At 62.0% G+C, this 2,114-nt stretch carries 1 protein-coding gene; it reads right to left on the bottom strand.

The window, feature by feature from the left end; genetic code table 11:
* Nucleotides 1-2,114: helicase-related protein (locus GOOTI_RS23670; RefSeq protein WP_007241134.1), on the bottom strand; the 2,114-nt coding region annotated here is incomplete at both ends.

The following is a 2,114-nucleotide window of genomic DNA, read 5'->3' as shown; positions in this document are numbered from 1 at the left end:
CGCGTTCGGGTCGGTTAGCTCCTGCCAGACGTTGTAGACGCTGTCGCGGGCGACCTCCCACGCGTCGAAGGCATGGTCGTAGACCTCGTCAGGGAGCCATCGATCAGCGCTGGCGTTCTGTGGATCGGCGACGCGGAGGGACAGCAGGGTGTCCGAAGAGATCAGTGGGTGGCCGTCGTCGTTGTGGCGGAGCGACCAGTCGTCGTCGACCGGCACGTATCTGAACCAGGGCTTCGGGCTCTTTCCGATCTTGATGCAAAAGACGTAGCCGTTGCCGTTCACTACGGGGTTCACGAATCCGCTTCCCGAACCGTAAGGAAGGCTGAGGATGTCGGCCTTCAGCAGCGGGTCCATGTTGAACGCACTGGACAGACGTCGCCGGTACTCCTCGCCGGAGAGTGAGGCACTCGATCCACCGGCGTCGAGCAGCTTCTCGAACTCGTCGACGACTTGGTCGTCGGTCAGATTCACTTCGTGTCCTGGTCCGCGGCCCGGGAGTACGTTCCCTGCCCCGACCGCCGCATCGGCTAGCGCCAGCTTTGCTTCCAGACGTGCCTCTAGGTCCAGCAGGGCGTCGAGGCGTTCGGCCGGGAAGAAGAGTCCCAAGTGGACGTAGTCGTGTTTGGAGCCGATGCGGTCGACACGACCGTGTCGCTGGACGATTCGCATGGGGTTCCATGGCAGGTCGTAGTTGATCATCTGCCCGGCTTGTTGGAGGTTCACACCCTCGGAGAGCACATCGGTGGTGAAGAGGATGTCGAACTCATCCTTCGCCGCTGGCTCACCCTTTGCGTTTCGAGGTCCGGCCGTCGCGGGGGCGAAGCCGGCGATGGTGGACGCCCGGCCTCCTTGGTCGACACCGCCCGTCGCTCCGCGTTCGTGGGTTTTGGCGTAAGAACCCATGATTGGCGGGGCGATGCGAGCACGGTACTCGGCCAGCGGCGATCCTGCGGGCGCTGCTTCGATTGCTTCCACGACGGCGTCATAGATGGGGATGATCGTGTCGGTGAAGGCCGAGAAGACGATGACTTTCCGGCGGTCGGCGTGCGAGAGTCCGCGCGGGTCGACACGCTGCGCGGCGGCCGCAATCGTCGTCAGTTCCTCGATGAGCTGCTTAACTTTGGGCTCGACACCTTCGATCACGACCTGGGCGAGGTCTCGCAGTTCACACAGCAGAGCGATGTCGGACTCGACGTCACCCTGAAGTTCGGTGAGGTGGTAGCCGTCAACCGATTCGATCTTTTCGTCGTTGTCGAATTCGGCGACGAACGCGTCGAGGTCGTCGGAGTCGGAGGAGACCCATTCGCTCAGCGCCTCGCCTTTGAGCACGACGCCTTGCCCGAGCGCCTCCAGAAAGCTCTCGTGAGAGGCGATCATGTTCTGCAAAGAGGCGTGGAGCGCCTGTGGACTGGATTCGAGTCGTTTGAGGAGGCCGGACCGAAGCAGCCCTGCGTTGGTGATCTGGTATTCCTGCAAGTCGTGGTCGAGCGTGTACATGCTGGAGAGGTAGCGCGCGAGCATCAGTCGCTGCGGATCGCGACTGCGTTCTTCCCACGCGCGTGGAGTGTGTGGATCGGTCGGGTCGTCGAGCGCATAGACCATCGCGTCAATAAGCGCCAGGCCGTCATCGTCGAGGTCGTAGTCGATCCGGCGGACCTTGGGCTGGGGGAACTTCAGAGTGGTCAGCTTGCCATCCGCGCCCCGGATCAGCTCATTGGCGTAGTGCTCCTTGACGAACTTTCGAGTGCGTCGCACGGCAACCTGATCCATCAGATCAAACAGATGCTCAGGTGTCAGATTGGCGGGGTCCATGGCCTGCGCCTGCTTGATGTACTCGCGGATGCTCGGGATACCCAGTGCCGCAAAGCGGGCGTCGTCGCGGATGAAGTACTTCACCAGAGTTTCGAGGTCGGTGAGTGAGTTGTTGACTGGAGTCGCAGTAAGCAGCACAACGCGTTTGGACCCACCAGCGGTGATGACCCGATCCACAGCACCTGAACGCTGCGCACCGGAGTTGCGTAGGTTGTGTGCCTCGTCGATGACGACGAGTGAATAGTCCGCGACCTCCTGGAGGAACGAGTCAATCGGTCCTCTGTCCGGGTCGAGACGGTTGT

It is taken from the genome of Gordonia otitidis NBRC 100426, from assembly GCF_000248075.1.
Taxonomy (GTDB): domain Bacteria; phylum Actinomycetota; class Actinomycetes; order Mycobacteriales; family Mycobacteriaceae; genus Gordonia; species Gordonia otitidis.
This window is presented reverse-complemented; position numbering and strand designations above follow the sequence as displayed.